Raw genomic sequence first — 14,194 nt, forward strand, 5'->3', positions numbered from 1 at the left:
TGCTCGGCTGCCCGTGCCCCGGTTGTCTGTCGCGTGATGGTGCTCGGCTGCCCGTGCCCCGGTCGCCTACCGCGTGATCGTGCCCCGCCCGCCCCTGCCCCGGTCGTCTACGGCCTGATCCGGGGCCCTTCCGCCGCGGACCCGGCGGGACCGCTCGGCACGGCCGCGTCCTCCCGTAGTCCCGGTCCGCCGTGGCCACCGCCGGCTGCGGAGGCGAGTGCGTACCAGCGGCCGTATCGCTTGGCGAACGCCACGGCCGAGACGCCCTGGAGCAGGATGCTGAGGGCGACGGTGACGGCGACCACCCGGCCGAGCGTCCGCGTCCCCGGCACCTGCTCCTCGACGATGAGCAGCGCCAGGACGATGGAGGCGAGACCGCGCGGCCCGAACCAGCCGATGTAGGCGACCGTAGGCATCCGCAGCCCGCTCCCGGCCAGGGCGACGGCCACCGGCAGCATCCGCACGACCGTCAGACTGAGCACCGCGTACAGGACGATCTCCCAGGTCAGATGCTCCAGCGCCGGGCCCAGCAGCACCGCCCCGAAGACCAGCAGGCTGATCGACGCCAGCAGGGAGCCGAGGTTCTCGGCGAACTCGGGCGTGTGGTCCGGGCCGCGCGGCAGGCCGCCCGCGCGGTGGCGGTGCAGCGCGCGTCCGAAGGCGAACCCGGCGACCCAGGCCGCGATGAAGCCGCTGCCGTCGGTGACGACGGCCAGTTCGTACGCGGCGACGGCGACGCCCAGCACGTACACCTGCCCCCAGTCCCGGGCGACCCAGTCCCGGGCCCGGGCCGCCCGCAGCAGCCGTCCGCCGAGGTCGCCGGCCAGCAGGCCGAGGGCGGTGCTGAGCAGCAGGGAGCGCCAGAAGGCGCCCGCGACGCCCTCCTCGGCGTAGGAGGTGCCGGGGACACCGGCGGCGAAGACGATGAAGAACGGCAGGATCAGACCGTCGTTCAGCCCGCTCTCCACGTTGAGCCCGTGCCGGACGAGCGGCGGCACGCCGGGGTCGGACATGGCGCTCTTGCCGACGGCGGCGTCGGTCGGCGCGAGGATCGCCCCCACCAGGGCCAGCTCCCACACGGTCAGCCCGGGCAGCAGCGGCCAGGCCAGCAGCCAGCCCGCACCGATGCACAGCGGCAGCCCGATGCCGAGCAGCCGGCCGGGCAGGAAACCGCCGACGGCGAGGTCGGACCACCGCACGGCCATGGCGTCGGTGAACAGGACCAGGGTCAGGGCCGCCTCCATCAGGGCCGTGACCGGGGCGGCGTAATGCTCGACGTCGATCACGTCGAGGACGGCCGGACCGATGAGGAGGCCGCTGCCCGTGAACACGATCGCCGACGTGACCGGCGTGATCGACAGCCTGCGTGAGCCGAGGGCGTAGACGGCGGTGACACCCGCCACCGCCAGCCCCGCCCAGGCACCGTCGCTCATCGCGCCGCCTCCTTGGGACCGGCGAGGACTGGCGCCCCCGTTCCCTCGCCCATGGCAGCAGGACGGCGACCGGCCCGTCCTCACCCTCCGGGGGTGACGACGGACGCGGTCCCGGGGATCACGCTCGTGGTGTACGGCTGCGCGCCGCAGCCCGGTGAGGAAAGGAGGCCGGACATGGCCACCAGCGCTACTCCCCGGCACCGAGAGGGGAAGCAGGTCGCCGCCACCGGCCTGACGCTGTTCGCCGGAGTGATGCTGTTCATCGCCGGGATCCTCGATCTGTTCCGGGGGATCATGGCGATCGCCGAGGACGACGTGTACGTCTCCACCCCGAACTACGTCTTCAAGTTCGACCTGACCAGCTGGGGCTGGATCGAGCTGCTGTTCGGGGCGATGGCCGTGATCGTGAGTTTCGGCCTGTTCGCGGCGAAGACATGGGCGAGGGTCGTCGGCATCGGCATCGCGGCACTGCTGCTCATCGCCAACTTCCTGTCCATCCCGTACTACCCGGTCTGGTCGCTCACGCTGATCGCGCTGTACGCGTTCATCATCTGGGCGCTGTGCGTGATGAAGAGGGACCCACTCGCGGATTAGGACCTGTCCGGCGGATCATGCCGGCGTCGCGCGGCCTGGCACGCACTCCCCCCAGAGGGGGCACCCCCATCGCGTCGCCGCCCTCCTCCGCCTTGCAACTGCACGCACCAGACCCCCTAGCGGCGGCTGCCGGATTGGCGGGCTCACGGATTGGCGGCGGGTGGCCGCTCGCCCGATTGGGCCCGTTCGGCATGCCGTTTCCGTGGTGCGCGGACGCAATTGAGGGGTAGGGAGGGGCCCCGGCAGACCAGGAGTCCGCATGAGCGCCGCGCACAAGACCGCTGCGCCCGGGCGCATCGCCCGTGCCACGGCTTCCGCAGTGCTGATCGTCGTGACCTGCATCCTGGTGCCCGTCGCACTGATCACGGTGTGGGTGCACGACATCGCCCTCGACACCGACCGGTACGTCGACACCGTCGCCCCGCTGGCCACCGAACCGGCCGTCCAGGACGCGGCCGTCAACCGGATCTCGGATGCCGTGGACACCCGGATCGACGGCGACCAGGCCGCTGCGGAACTCGCCGACTGGCTGAAGTCGCAGGGGCTGCCGCCCCGGGCGACCACCGCCATCCGCGGGCTCGGGCCGCAGATCGACTCGGCCGTGGACGGCGCGGTGAACAAGGTCGTCACCCGGATCGTGCACAGCGACGCCTTCGCCACCGTGTGGAAGGACGCCAACGAACGGGCCCACAACGCCGTCGTGGACGCCCTCACCGGAGAGGGCCGGGGCGCGGTGGGGGTCGCCGGCGGCACGGTCACCCTCGACGTCGGCACCCTCGTCGAGCAGGTGAAGAAGGAGCTCGTCGACGCGGGTCTGTCGCCCGCCGCGGCCATCCCCGACGTGAACAAGCAGCTGGTGCTGTTCCAGTCCGAGGAACTGGAGAAGATCCGCGACGGTGCGCACCTGCTGGACGTGGTCGGCCACTGGCTGCCCGTCCTCACCGTCCTGATCGGCGTGGCCGGGGTGCTGCTGGCCCGCCGACGGCGCCGGGCGCTGGCCCGTACCGCGCTGGGCGCCGCGTTCGCCTGTCTGGTGGTGGTCATCGCCCTGGTCGCCGTACGCCGCTTCTACCTCGACCATCTCCCGGCCGCCGTGCAGTCCGACGCGGCCGCGGCGGCCGTCTTCGACACGCTTCTGCGCTTCCTGCGCTACGCCCTGGTCACCACGGTCGTGCTCGGCGTCGTGATCGCGCTCGGCGCCTATCTGATCGGCCCAGGCCGGCTGCCGGTGGCGATCCGTCGCGGCGCCGACCGCACCGCCGACTCGCTGGCCGGCTGGGCCGACGGCCACGAGATCCGGGCCGGCCGGGTCGGCGTGTGGGCGCAGACCCACCGCAGGTCGATCACGCTGTCCGTGCTGGCCGTCGTGGCCTTCGTGTTCGCGGTGTGGAACCGACCCACCGCCGTCACCACCGTGGTCTTCGCCGTCGTCCTGCTCGCCGTGCTGGCGATCCTGGCGGTGCTCGCGGCGGGCGGCCGGGTCGAGATGGCGAGGGCCACCCGTGAGGGGTGATGCCGGACGGGCCGGCCCGGCGCATCGTGAGGGTCTCGGGCACCCACGAGCCGCGCGGGCGTCGCGGCAGTCGGCCTGCGGAGGCGACCATGGACTACCCCCTGCTCAACGTCTTCCTCACCATGCTGTGGTTCTTCCTGTGGATCATGTGGATCATGCTGCTGTTCCGCGTGGTCGTCGACATCTTCCGGGACGACACGCTCAGCGGCTGGGGCAAGGCGGGCTGGACGCTGACGGTGTGCGTGCTGCCGTTCCTCGGCGTCTTCGTCTACCTGATCGCCCGCGGGCGCGGCATGGGTCAGCGCGAGCTGCGCCAGGCGCAGGACCGCGAGCGGGCGTTCCGTGCGTACGTCCAGGAGGCCGCCGCCGAACCCGCGGCGAAGGCGCCCGGCGCCAAGGCGGACGAGCTGGGCAAGCTGGCCGCGCTGCACGACAAGGGCGCCATCACCGACGCCGAGTACGAGCGGGCCAAGTCCAAGGTCCTGACGGGCTGACCCGGGTCGGGGCACCGACGTGGACGGCCTGAATGTGCTGCCGCTGGCCGTGACCATGATGGCCGGCCCGCAGATCATGTCGGCCATCATCTTCGTCACGGCACCCCGGGCCGTGCGGGTGTCGGTCGGTTTCCTGATCGGTGTCGCCGTCGCCGCCACCGTCGGCACGGCGATCACCTGGGGCATCGCCTCGTTGTTCGACCTGGGTGATCCCGAGGACTCCGGATCCAGCGGCAACGTCGTCCAGTACGTCCTGGTCGGTCTCCTCGTGGCGGCCGCGCTCAAGAACTGGATAAGGCGGGAGTCCATCCAGCCACCCAAATGGCTGGGCACGCTCATGTCGGCGGATCCGAGGAAAGCCCTCAAGGTCGGGCTGCTCGTCATCCTGCTGATGCCTTCGGACATCCTCGTCATGCTGACGGTGGGCACCAACCTGGCGCAGACGGACGCGGCCTTCGTCTCGGCGCTGCCGTTCATCGGCGCGACCGTGCTCATCGCCGCGCTGCCGCTGCTGTTCCTTCTGCTGTTCCACCGCAGGGCGGTCGCCGCGATGCCGCATGTGCGGGACTGGATGAACACCCACAGCTGGCTGATCAACATCATCGTCTGCGGGATCTTCATCGTGCTGATCCTCGGGTGACGCGACACCCCACCCGCTCCGGGTGATGCCGTCGGGGGCCGACAGGCGCAGCGTGGAGCACGACAGGGTTGGAGCGCCGCCGCGCCTCTCGCGGCGGCCGGTATGTGGAGGCAACAGTGGACTACCCGCTGCTCGACGCGTTTCTGACCATGCTCTGGTTCTTCCTGTGGGTCATGTGGTTCGTCATGCTGTTCCGGGTCTTCGGAGACATCTTCCGGGACGACAGCATCGGCGGCTGGGCCAAGGCGGGCTGGACGGTCTTCGTCTGTGTGCTGCCGTTCGTCGGCGTCTTCGTCTACCTGATCGCCCGCGGGCGCGGCATGGGCGAACGCGACGTGCGTCAGCATCAGCAGCATGAGCAGGCGTTCCGCTCCTACGTCCAGGAGGCGGCCGCCGGTGCCCCCGCGACCGCGACCATGACCGGGGCGACCCGCGCGGACGAGCTCACCAAGCTCGCCGGACTGCACGACCACGGCGACATCACCGACGCCGAGTACGAGCGGGCCAAGGCGAAGGTGCTCGCGGGCTGAGCCCCGGCGGTGGCCGCGAGCGGCTCACTCCGGGACCTGGCGGAACTCCACGATGCGCAGTCCCAGCGACTGGAACCGGATCAACAGGCCGTACAGATGCGCATCGTCGTTGACCTGCCCGTACAGCACGGTCTGGTGGGGGACGACGAAGCTGTCCAACTCGGGGAACGCCGTGGTCAGGTCGTCCGACATCTGTCCGTCGATGCGGATCTCGTAGCGCATGTCCTCATGCTGGGCGACCGGGCGGCGGACAGCATCACCCGGGCGAGGTGACACGTCAGAGCAGCCCGAACTCGCGGGCCCGGCGGACCGCCTCGCCGCGCCGGGCGGCGTCGAGCTTGCGGTAGATGCTCTTCAGATGGGTCTTCACCGTGTTGACCGACAGATGCAGATCGGCGGCGATCTCGTCGGTGGACATCAGCTGGGCCAGCCGTTCCAGGACGTCCTGCTCCCGAGCGCTGAGCGGCTCCGGGCGGGGGCCCGGATGCGCGTTCCGGGGCTGTGCGGCGCCGGTTTTTCGCGCGAGGGTGCCGGTCAGCCAGGCGTGCTCGCGGGCGAGTGCGGGCCGGTGCAGCAGCAGTCGTCCGAGCCACGGCCCGGCCTCCAGGAACGGCCGCCGCAGATGATGCGGACGAGCCGCCGCCAGGGCCCGCAGCAGCAGGCCCTCCGCGGCGGCCGAGTCGCCGAGCGCGTCCACGGCCTGCGCCCGGGTCAGCAGCACCCACACGTCGATGGCCGGCCCCCGGTTGTGGTGGTCGGGGAGCCGGTCCAGGATGCGCAGCGCCTGTTCGCCGCCGCCCGCCGCCACCCACGCCCGTGCCTCGGCCACCAGGCTCTCCGGACCGTGCACCGGCCGGTCCTCGAACACCCGCACAGCGGCCTTCGGATCGCCGTCGGCCAGGTGCGCCGCCGCCGTCGCCATGGCGATACGGTCGCTCACCCACGCCGAGGGCTCGGCGGGGACCAGGGGCTGCCCCGCGATGTCGTCCAGCGCCAGCAGCGCCGACCGGGAGTTCCCCCGCGCGCACAGCAGCCGGGACCGCAGGATCGCCAGTTCGACGGCGACGATGGGGTCGCGGGAGGCGGCGGAGGTGGCGGCCGTCTGGTCGAGATGACCCTGCGCGGCCTCCAGGTCGTCCCGGTCGATCGCCACGGCGGCCAGCACGAGCTGCGCCATCCCGGTCCGGTCGGACACGGGCAGCCCCGAGTGCTCGGCCTCGGCGATCGCGTCCCGGGCGTGCGCCTCGGCCCGGCCGGGCCGTCCGTGCAGGAAGTCGATCAGCGCCAGCCTGCTGAGCGCCTCGTGCCGGGGGAGGGCCGTGGCGGGTCCCTCGGCGGCCCGCACGGCGTCGGACAGCGTCGAGCGGGCGGCCTCGAAGCGGCCCGCCCACAGCTGGGCCGATCCCAGGTCGGTGAGCATGAGGGCCGTCAGCTCCGGGGACTGCCCCAACTGGTCGGCGGGCAGGGCGCGTTCCGCCTCCGCAGCCGCCCGCGCCGCCGTCTCCGCCAAGTCCGCCGAGCCCGCCACCCGGGCGGCCAGCACCCGCAGCACCGCACAGCTCAACCGCACCGCCGCGCCGTCGCCCGAGTCGCCGTCGGGCAGGTTCTCCTCCGCACGCCGCAGATAGGTGACACCCCGGTCGACGTCGTGATGGGCCAGCTCACGCGCGGCACGCACCAGATCGGGCGCGGGCCCCGACACCTCCGGCGCCATCCGGGCGAACAGACCGTCCAGCCGCTCGGCGGCCAGCCCCGTCAGCAGCCGGCCGATCGCCAGACGGTCGATGAACTCGGCTGCGGCCAGCTCCCAGTCACCCGCGTCCGCCGCGTGCGGCAGAGCCTCGTCGAGCAGCCCCGCCCCGATCAGCCACTTGGCCGCCGTACGGTGCAGCTCCGGCTCCAGACCGGGATGGCGGACGCCCAGATGCACCCGCAGGATCTCGGCGAACAGCGGATGCAGCCGGTACCAGGAGTGCCCGACGGGCTCGACGAACGCGTTCGCCCGCTGCAGCTCCTCCAGGATCGGCTCGGCGTCGTCCCGGCCGGTCAGGGCGTTGGCCAGATCGGGGTGCGTCTCCTCCAGGATGCTGGTGCGCAGCAGCAGGTCCTGGGTCTCGGCGGGGTGCACGCGCAGCACCTCGCCCAGCAGATAGTCGGCCACCGTGCTGTGCCCGGCCTCGAAGTCCTTCAGGAAGCTCTCCGGGTCACGGGCCCGCTGGGCCGCCAGCGTGCACAGCCGCAGCCCCGCCGCCCAGCCCCCGGTGCGTTCGGTCAGCAGCCGCGCGCCCTCGGCCGACAGCGGCAGCCCGTGCCGGTCGACCAGGGCCGCCGTCTCCTCGGCACGGAAGGCCAGGTCGTCGGCGCGGATGTCGACGAGCTCACCGGCGGCCCGATAGCGGTGCAGCGGCAGCAGCGGCTCCGTACGGCTGATGATCACCAGGCGCAGCCCCGCACCGGCATGGCGCAGCACGAACTGCAGCTCGTCGGCCACCTCGGTACAGCCCGCCACCCGGTCGAACTCGTCCAGGACGAGGACCACCCGGGACTCCCGCCCGTTCAGCCAGGCCGCCAGCCGGGCCAGCAGTGAGTGGTCCACCTCGCCGGGGTGGGCCGGGCTGCCGATGTACTCGGGCAGGGCGACGCCGTGGTGCCGGAAGGCGTGCAGGACATAGGCCCAGAAGACGCCGGGCGCGCTGTCCTCCGGTTCCACGGTCAGCCAGGCGACGTCACCCGGCCCGTCCCCCCGCTCACAGGCCGTGATCCAGTCGGCGACCAGCAGCGTCTTGCCCGCTCCCGCGGGACCGTTGACCAGCGTCAACGGACTGAGCGCGCCTTCGGCCAGCTGCTCCACGAGCCGCTGTCTGCGCACGAAGGTCCCGGGGACCGTCGGCACGGCGAGCCGTGCCGCGAGCACCGGGTCACCGTCCGGAGTGACCGCCTTCATACCGGGATCGCCGTGGTCCTCTCCGACGGAGTACGACATCACGCCCATCACAGACCTCATGGATGGCCGAGCGAAACTGCATCCACCTCACGATCGTCGCCCCGCACCGGACGGCCCGCAAGCGACGCCGCGGTACGACGCGCCGGTACGACGTCTCAGGACGCGGTGTCCACGCCCAGCATCCGGCGCAGTAGTTCCCGCAGGGACTCCCGCTCCTGGTGGGACAGCCCCGCCAGCGGCTCCCGGGCGAACCGCAGGCCCTCGCGCAGGTCGCGGGCCACCCGCTGCCCCTCGTCCGTCACCGCGGCCACCTTCACCCGCCGGTCCGCGGGATCCGGCCGCCGCTCCACCAGGCCGCGCCCCTCCAGCCGGTCGACTATCCCGGTCACGTTCGACGGCTCGCACTTCAGCTTGTGCGCCAGCTTGCGCATGGGCAGCGGCTCCAGGGACAGCAGATTCAGCAGGCGCGCCTGCGCCCCGGTGAGGGCGTACTCCGCAGCCGCGTCCTCGTAGTCCGAGTAGAAGCGGGCCACCACGTCGCCGATGAGCTCGACGACCTCCATGGTCAGTGCGTCCGGCCGGGTCTTGTGAGGAGTGGACATGGACTCCAGCCTACCGCGTTACTTGACAACATGAAATATTCAGGAGCATGGTTGTTTCAGGTACTGAAGTAAATCTGAAAGGCAACCGTCATGATCAACCGCGAATGGCACCTGCTCAGCCGTCCCGTCGGCTGGCCGAAGCCCGAGGACTTCGCCCTGGTCGAGGCGGCGATGCCGACCCCCGGTGAGGGCCAGGTACTCGTACGGAACAAGTACGTCTCCGTCGACCCGTACATGCGCGGCCGCATGTCGGAGGCCAAGTCCTACGCCGCCCCCTTCGAGCTCGGCAAGGTCATGCAGGGCGGCGCCGTCGGCGAGGTCGTCGAGTCCAACGCCGAGGGCATCGCCGTCGGCGACCACGTCCTGCACTTCTTCGGGTGGCGCGAGTACGCGGCCGTGGACGCGAAGAACGCCGTGAAGGTGGACCCGGAGGCGGCGCCCCTTTCCACGTACCTCGGTGTCCTCGGCATGACCGGCCTCACCGCTTACGCCGGTCTCCTGCGTACCGCCTCCTTCAAGGAGGGCGACTCCGTCTTCGTCTCCGGCGCCGCGGGTGCCGTGGGCAGCCAGGTCGGGCAGATCGCCAAGCTCAAGGGCGCCTCGCGGGTCATCGGGTCCGCCGGGTCCGACGAGAAGGTCAAGCTCCTCGTGGAGGAGTACGGCTTCGACGTCGCCTTCAACTACAAGGACGGCCCGGTGAGCGAGCAGCTGCGCGCGGCCGCTCCCGACGGTGTGGACGTGTACTTCGACAATGTGGGTGGCGACCACCTTGAGGCGGCCATCGGCTCCCTCAACCAGGGCGGCCGTATCGCCGTCTGCGGCATGATCTCCGTCTACAACAACACCGAGCCCGCCCCGGGCCCGAGGAACCTCCCCCGCCTCATCGCGACCCGCGGCCGCATCGAGGGGTTCCTGGTCGGCGACCACTACGACCTCCAGCCCCAGTTCGTCCAGGAGGTCGGGCCCTGGGTCGCCTCGGGGCAGCTCAAGTACCGCGAGACCGTCGTCGAGGGCATCGAGAACAACCTGGAGGCGTTCCTCGGGGTGCTGCGCGGCGACAACACCGGGAAGATGATCGTCAAGCTGTAGGTCTGCCTGAGGGCCTGTGCTGGATTTCCGGCATGCGGTAACTTCTTTCCGAATTCTGCTGCGATCGTGGGCGCGAGTCGCGGCGGACCGAGGAGGAGAAGACACCGCATGTCCATCCAGCAGACCGACGTCCTGTACACCGCCGTCGCCACCGCGGAGAACGGCCGCGACGGCCGCGTCGCCACCGACGACGGCAGGCTCGACGTCGTAGTGAACCCGCCCAAGGAGATGGGCGGCAGCGGCGCCGGCACCAACCCGGAGCAGCTGTTCGCGGCCGGGTACAGCGCCTGCTTCCAGGGAGCGCTCGGCGTCGTCGCCCGCCAGGAGAAGGTCGACGTCTCCGGGGCGACCGTCACCGCGAAGGTCGGCATCGGAAAGAACGACGACGGATTCGGGATCATCGTGGAGATCTCGGCGGCGATCCCCGCGGTCGACCCCGAGACCGCCCGGGCGCTGCTTGAGAAGGCCCACCAGGTCTGCCCGTACTCGAAGGCGACGCGCGGCAACATCAGCGTGACGCTGCTCTGACGCCGTTCGTTGCACACGGCGGAGGCCGCACCCCTGGACGTGGGGTGCGGCCTCCGTCGTGTCACGGGCCGGACGGCCGGTGTCGGGTCAGCTCGCCAGCGCCGACGCGTGCGCCGCCCTCACCAGCCGGTAGTTCTCCGGCGCCGCCCCGCCGGGGAAGGCGTAGCGCCGACGGGTATAGCCGTAGGCCAGGCCGCTGCGCGGATCCGCGAACGCCTGTGAGCCCCCCGCCCCGCTGTGGCCGAAGGCCCCGGCGCCCAGGAACGGGTACAACGGGTCGTTGACCGCGTGGAAGCCGAGGCCGAACGACTTGTGCGTGCGGGCCACCAGGTCGTAGCCGGACGAGTGGATCTGGCCGACCTCGGCGATGGTGTCCGGCTTCAGCAGGGGCGGCTGTTCGTCCATCTCGCTGATCGCCGCCGCGTACATCCCGGCGAGGCCACGCGCCGCCGCGACCCCGCCCGCCGACGCGGGACCCCTGGCGCGCACCGTACGGGAGTTGGCGTGGTCCAGCAGCTCGACCGGATCCGGCACCTGCATGTTGAACGCGATCGACGCGAGGCTGTGCGGCCCTGTCGGCTCCGAGTCCAGGACCGCCTGCTGCTCCGGCGTGGGGGCCATCGGCTGCACCGAGCGGTACCGGGGCTCCAGCTCCTCGGGCAGCCCGAGGTGGAGGTCCAGGCCGTACGGCCTCCGGATCCGCTCCTCGTACACCTCCTGGAGCGTGCGCCCCGTGGCCCGCCGGACCACCTCGCCGGCCAGCGCGCCGATGGTGAACGCGTGATAGCCGAAGGCAGTGCCGGGGCGCCAGAACGGCCGCTGGTCCGCGAGCCGTTCGGCGATGGCCCGGTCGTCGGCCAGCTCGGCCTCGGTGAAACCGGCGTCGAGGCCGATCAGCCCCGCACGGTGCGAGAACAGATCGCGCAGCGTCACCCCGCCCTTGCCCTCGGCCGCGAACTCCGGCCAGTAGTACGTCACCTTGCGGTCCAGCTCCAGCGTGCCCTCCTGCACCAGGAGCGCGACCACGAGGAACGCGGCGCCCTTGGTGGAGGAGAACACACCGTAGAGCGAGTCGGGCTCGCAGCCCTCACCGGTCCACAGGTCGACGACCTTCCGGCCGTGCACATAGGCGCACAACTGGCCCTCGTAGTCGGGCCGTTCGCCCGCCACGAACGCGGCGAACTCCTCGCGTACCGTCTCGAAGCCATCCGCGACCGTGCCATGGATCCCTGGCGTCATCCGCTCTCCTCTATCTGGTGCCGGTGGCGCGCGCCACGCTGAACAACGCCCTTCCGACCTGGGCGAATTCTCCCTTGGGGTGATCCCTGAAGAGGGGCTCGGTGCCGAACAGAACCGCCCGCGGGCCGCTGATCACCGATGCCCGGCCGGCCGCGTCCGCCGGTCCGCCGGAGCCGTCCTGCGCGGCGCGCCAGTGCCCGGAGACCAGCGGGTTCCCGGTCGCGTACGACTGCTCCACCCGGACCTTCGGGCCGAGGTCCGTGAACCACACCGGCGCGTACACGAAGCCGTGGTCCGGGGCACCGGACATCAGCGCGCCGGCCGAATTCCGCACGCGCACCACGCCGTTGGCGTCCCCGTTGCCCTCGACCGGCTTCGCGGCCAGCAGACCGGTCGCCGAGCCCAGCGCGGCGCCGGTGACTCCACGGCCGACCAGGCCGTGGCCGGCGAGGAAGGCGTCGAGGGCGGTGCGGGCCTCGCGGGTCAGGTCGGCGTTGTCGAGGTCGGTCGACGCGAACAGGACGTCCACCGACGACCAGTCGAAACCGGCGTTCAGCACGTCCGTCGAGACCGGAGTGACCTCGAAGTTCATCTCCCGCAGCGCGAACAGCTCGCCCGGCGTGACGGCGGCCGCGACGCGGGTGCGGTGGAGCGGGGTGGTGCCGGTGAGCTTCGTGGTGCGGAAGGCGACGCCGTACGTGCGGGCCGCTTCCGCCGCCTGCCCGCGCGCCGAGCCCGGCACGATCGCGCTGCCGTCCGCGGCGCCGCGCGCCTTGACGCCCTTGCGCAGCAGGGAGTTGAGGGCGGCCACCTCGGCGGGGTCGTCCAGGCGCAGCCGCAGGTCGCCGCGCGGGGCGACATAGGAGACGGGTGCCGCCGCACGCACGGGGAGCAGGACGCCGTACGGCAGACCCGGCAGGGTGCCCACGGACGCGCCCCACAGGCGGCCGAGGCTCCAGCCCGAGATGTCGTACATCACCGAGACCTTGCCGCTGATGTCCCGCCCGTCCGCGAGGAGCGCGTTCGCGAGGCCGCGCTTGGGCTGGTGCATGTCGACGACGTACGAGCCCCGGGGGTACGTCGTTCCCGCGAGGCGGAAGGGGTGCGCGGCGCGGGTGACCCGCACGTCGTTGGCCAGGAGGTGGTCGACGAGCCGGGCCGTGGCGGTGCCCGGGGCCGGCAGGACGTAGGCGCGGGGGAAGGTGGTCGTGTAGACGTCCTCGGGGCCGATGCCGGGGACGCCCGGAACCGTCTGCTCGGAGACCGGGACCTGCGCTGCGCCGGCGGCTCCTCGCCGGAAGACCTCGATCTGGTCTGCGAGCAGTGCGGTGCGCCTGGACCGCACGAAGTCGAGGGTGGCGCGCAGGGCGGCCCCGGCGACGTCGACGTTGATCGCGGACCGGCGGCGCAGTTCGGTGACCGGCAGGGTGTCGTACTCCTCGTTGTTCACCGCCAGCGGGATCTCCACCGTGTGCGCGGCGACCGTGCCGTGGAAGGCCGCGTACTGCGGGGTGAAGACCGGCGGCCAGTCGTCCCAGCCCTCCTCCTGGTCGCGGAACGGGATCTGGGCCGGTTCGACACCGTCCTTGGCGGGCGTGTAGCCGAGGCCGTTGACGGCGGACTCCATGCCGAGCGCGTTGGCGTAGGTGTTCTTCAGGAACAGGTCGTACTCGTAGTTCTCGCCGTGCGGGGGAGTGGTGGGCTCGATCAGGGTGCCGTTGACGTAGCCGTGCAGGTCGAGCATGACGGCCGGCTGCTTGTCGACCATGATCTGCCGCATCGCCCGCACCTCGGGCTGCGAGGCGGTGACGAAGTCCCGGTTCATGTCGAAGCCGTTGGCGTTCGCCCGGGTCCCGGCGATACGGCCGTCCGGGTTGGCGGTGATGTTGAAGTAGAGGCGGCTGTGGGCGAGAAGGTCGCGCGTGCGGCCGTCGTTCGCGGTGGCCAGCTTCTCGATGAGCTTGAGGGAGGCGTCCGTGCCCTCCCACTCGTTGCCGTGGATGTTGTTGTTGAGGAAGACGGGGGTCTTGTACGTCTTCCTGAGCCCGGGGGACTTGGCGGCGAGCGCGGGCGCGTTCTCGATGAGCTCGCGCATCCGCGCCTGCGCCCGGGTCTGGCGGGTCGTCTCCGGGGCGGTCACGGTGACCAGATACAGCCGGTGGCCGCCCGCCGAGCGGCCCGTGACCTCGACGCTCACCCGGTCACCGAGGGCCTGGAGCGCGTTCAGCCTCGGCGCGATGGCGTGGTACGGGGTGAGGCCCAGCTTGATGGACTTGTCGGCCGGGTTCTCGGGGTCGGGGGTGAGGACCTGGCGCCGGGGGTAGCCGCGGCCGTCGTCGGCGACCGGGCCGGTGGCGTCCCCGGCGCCGGCCAGGGCCCGCCTGGCGGCGCTCGCGGGTGTCAGCGCCGCATGCCGGTCGAGCGCGGCCTCGCGGTGGACCGGCGGGCCGGGCTTTGCGACGGCCGGCTGCGGGGCGAGGAGCAGGGAGCCCGCCGTACCGAGGGCGAGGGCGGTGGAGAGAACGGGTCTGGCAGGAACGGTTCTCGTGGTGCGCACGTGTACCTCCTCCGGAACGTTCAAAGATCGG

13 protein-coding genes are annotated in these 14,194 nt (G+C 71.8%); 7 read left to right on the top strand and 6 right to left on the bottom strand.

What is annotated here, in order from left to right:
- Positions 1 to 107 precede the first annotated feature (107 nt).
- A complete protein-coding gene (locus POF73_RS14855) occupies positions 108 to 1,433 on the bottom strand; it encodes a cation:proton antiporter (RefSeq protein WP_272115227.1) in 1,326 nt (441 codons plus the stop codon).
- A 174-nt stretch (positions 1,434 to 1,607) separates the two neighbouring features.
- Here POF73_RS14855 and POF73_RS14860 point away from each other — a divergent pair, with 174 nt between their 5' ends.
- From POF73_RS14860 to POF73_RS14880, 5 genes are all read left to right on the top strand, one after another.
- Positions 1,608 to 2,027: a DUF7144 family membrane protein gene (locus tag POF73_RS14860; RefSeq protein WP_272115228.1), complete on the top strand. Its 420-nt coding sequence runs from the start codon at positions 1,608 to 1,610 to the stop codon at positions 2,025 to 2,027.
- Between the two features lie 259 nt (positions 2,028 to 2,286).
- Positions 2,287 to 3,540 (top strand): hypothetical protein, encoded by a 1,254-nt coding sequence (locus POF73_RS14865; protein ID WP_272115229.1) that lies wholly within the window; start codon positions 2,287 to 2,289, stop codon positions 3,538 to 3,540.
- Between the two features lie 89 nt (positions 3,541 to 3,629).
- Positions 3,630 to 4,034, top strand: a complete 405-nt coding sequence (locus POF73_RS14870) for an SHOCT domain-containing protein (RefSeq protein WP_272115230.1) — start codon at positions 3,630 to 3,632, stop codon at positions 4,032 to 4,034.
- 19 nt (positions 4,035 to 4,053) lie between these two features.
- A complete protein-coding gene (locus POF73_RS14875; protein WP_272115231.1) occupies positions 4,054 to 4,674 on the top strand; it encodes a GAP family protein in 621 nt (206 codons plus the stop codon).
- A gap of 116 nt (positions 4,675 to 4,790) precedes the next feature.
- Positions 4,791 to 5,204, top strand: coding sequence for an SHOCT domain-containing protein (locus tag POF73_RS14880; protein WP_272115232.1), 414 nt, complete (start codon positions 4,791 to 4,793; stop codon positions 5,202 to 5,204).
- A 24-nt stretch (positions 5,205 to 5,228) separates the two neighbouring features.
- On the opposite strand, the gene POF73_RS14885 is transcribed toward POF73_RS14880, so the two are convergent.
- From POF73_RS14885 to POF73_RS14895, 3 genes are all read right to left on the bottom strand, one after another.
- Positions 5,229 to 5,426, bottom strand: a complete 198-nt coding sequence (locus POF73_RS14885; protein ID WP_272115233.1) for a hypothetical protein — start codon at positions 5,424 to 5,426, stop codon at positions 5,229 to 5,231.
- 55 nt (positions 5,427 to 5,481) lie between these two features.
- The gene (locus POF73_RS14890) at positions 5,482 to 8,187 is read right to left on the bottom strand and encodes a helix-turn-helix transcriptional regulator (protein ID WP_272115234.1); all 2,706 of its coding nucleotides are present in this window, start codon (positions 8,185 to 8,187) and stop codon (positions 5,482 to 5,484) included.
- A 116-nt stretch (positions 8,188 to 8,303) separates the two neighbouring features.
- Positions 8,304 to 8,750 (bottom strand): MarR family winged helix-turn-helix transcriptional regulator, encoded by a 447-nt coding sequence (locus POF73_RS14895; RefSeq protein WP_272115235.1) that lies wholly within the window; start codon positions 8,748 to 8,750, stop codon positions 8,304 to 8,306.
- 90 nt (positions 8,751 to 8,840) lie between these two features.
- Between POF73_RS14895 and POF73_RS14900 the strand changes: the two genes are divergently transcribed.
- Both POF73_RS14900 and POF73_RS14905 read left to right on the top strand, forming a co-directional pair.
- Entirely contained in the window at positions 8,841 to 9,839 is a 999-nt protein-coding gene (locus POF73_RS14900) for an NADP-dependent oxidoreductase (RefSeq protein ID WP_272115236.1), read from the top strand.
- A gap of 108 nt (positions 9,840 to 9,947) precedes the next feature.
- Positions 9,948 to 10,367, top strand: coding sequence for an organic hydroperoxide resistance protein (locus tag POF73_RS14905; protein ID WP_272115237.1), 420 nt, complete (start codon positions 9,948 to 9,950; stop codon positions 10,365 to 10,367).
- Between the two features lie 87 nt (positions 10,368 to 10,454).
- On the opposite strand, the gene POF73_RS14910 is transcribed toward POF73_RS14905, so the two are convergent.
- Both POF73_RS14910 and POF73_RS14915 read right to left on the bottom strand, forming a co-directional pair.
- The gene (locus POF73_RS14910) at positions 10,455 to 11,606 is read right to left on the bottom strand and encodes a serine hydrolase domain-containing protein (RefSeq protein ID WP_272115238.1); all 1,152 of its coding nucleotides are present in this window, start codon (positions 11,604 to 11,606) and stop codon (positions 10,455 to 10,457) included.
- A 10-nt stretch (positions 11,607 to 11,616) separates the two neighbouring features.
- Positions 11,617 to 14,163 (bottom strand): M14 family zinc carboxypeptidase, encoded by a 2,547-nt coding sequence (locus POF73_RS14915; RefSeq protein ID WP_272115239.1) that lies wholly within the window; start codon positions 14,161 to 14,163, stop codon positions 11,617 to 11,619.
- Positions 14,164 to 14,194 lie beyond the last annotated feature (31 nt).

The sequence above is a fragment of the Streptomyces sp. HD genome, from assembly GCF_028369295.1.
In the GTDB taxonomy this organism is placed as follows: Bacteria; Actinomycetota; Actinomycetes; order Streptomycetales; family Streptomycetaceae; genus Streptomyces.

Excerpts from the sequence above, each read along its gene's own strand:
- POF73_RS14860 (WP_272115228.1), top strand. The coding sequence starts at position 1,608 with ATGGCCACCAGCGCTACTCCCCGGCACCGAGAGGGGAAGCAGGTCGCC.
- POF73_RS14895 (WP_272115235.1), bottom strand. The coding sequence starts at position 8,750 with ATGTCCACTCCTCACAAGACCCGGCCGGACGCACTGACCATGGAGGTC.
- POF73_RS14885 (WP_272115233.1), bottom strand. The coding sequence starts at position 5,426 with ATGCGCTACGAGATCCGCATCGACGGACAGATGTCGGACGACCTGACC.
- POF73_RS14890 (WP_272115234.1), bottom strand. The coding sequence starts at position 8,187 with ATGTCGTACTCCGTCGGAGAGGACCACGGCGATCCCGGTATGAAGGCG.
- POF73_RS14900 (WP_272115236.1), top strand. The coding sequence starts at position 8,841 with ATGATCAACCGCGAATGGCACCTGCTCAGCCGTCCCGTCGGCTGGCCG.
- POF73_RS14910 (WP_272115238.1), bottom strand. The coding sequence starts at position 11,606 with ATGACGCCAGGGATCCATGGCACGGTCGCGGATGGCTTCGAGACGGTA.
- POF73_RS14855 (WP_272115227.1), bottom strand. The coding sequence starts at position 1,433 with ATGAGCGACGGTGCCTGGGCGGGGCTGGCGGTGGCGGGTGTCACCGCC.
- POF73_RS14905 (WP_272115237.1), top strand. The coding sequence starts at position 9,948 with ATGTCCATCCAGCAGACCGACGTCCTGTACACCGCCGTCGCCACCGCG.
- POF73_RS14870 (WP_272115230.1), top strand. The coding sequence starts at position 3,630 with ATGGACTACCCCCTGCTCAACGTCTTCCTCACCATGCTGTGGTTCTTC.
- POF73_RS14865 (WP_272115229.1), top strand. The coding sequence starts at position 2,287 with ATGAGCGCCGCGCACAAGACCGCTGCGCCCGGGCGCATCGCCCGTGCC.